At 47.6% G+C, this 437-nt stretch carries 1 protein-coding gene; it reads left to right on the forward strand.

Annotated elements, in window-relative coordinates; genetic code table 11:
- Window positions 1-381 (forward strand): DMT family transporter (locus ETC00_RS19945; RefSeq protein ID WP_171567765.1); only part of this gene is annotated, 381 nt, incomplete at its 5' end.
- Window positions 382-437: the final 56 nt, after the last annotated feature.

Consider the following 437-nt stretch of genomic DNA (forward strand, 5'->3'; position numbering starts at 1 on the left):
GTCATCATTTGGGGCGTTTATTCAGCCTGCGCCAAAGCGGTGATGACATCGTACTCTCCGCTTGCGGCGACGTTTTGGTCTGGCGTATTTGGCGTCATCGGATTGCTGCCGTTTCTTTCTTCTTTTTCCGTTCATGATGTGAACGTCTCCTTTTCGCTTGCGCTTTTATATACGAGCGTTGGGGCGACGGTGCTCGCGATGTTTCTTTGGAACGTCGGCGTCAAACGAGTTGGTGCGACGACAGCGGGCATGTTTTTAAATTTTAATCCGCTTTTTACTGCCTTGTTTGCATACATACTTCTTGGAGAAACGTTAACGCCACCACAATGGATCGGTTCATTCGTCACCATTGCAGGCGTCATATTGTTTACAAAAAAATAGAAGGGGCGTTATTCCCCTTCTTTTTCTTCATATGGATGAGCAACCCAACCGGATGG

Origin of the sequence: Brevibacillus sp. MCWH, assembly GCF_013096935.1 — a bacterium.
GTDB lineage: Bacteria > Bacillota > Bacilli > Brevibacillales > Brevibacillaceae > Brevibacillus > Brevibacillus aydinogluensis.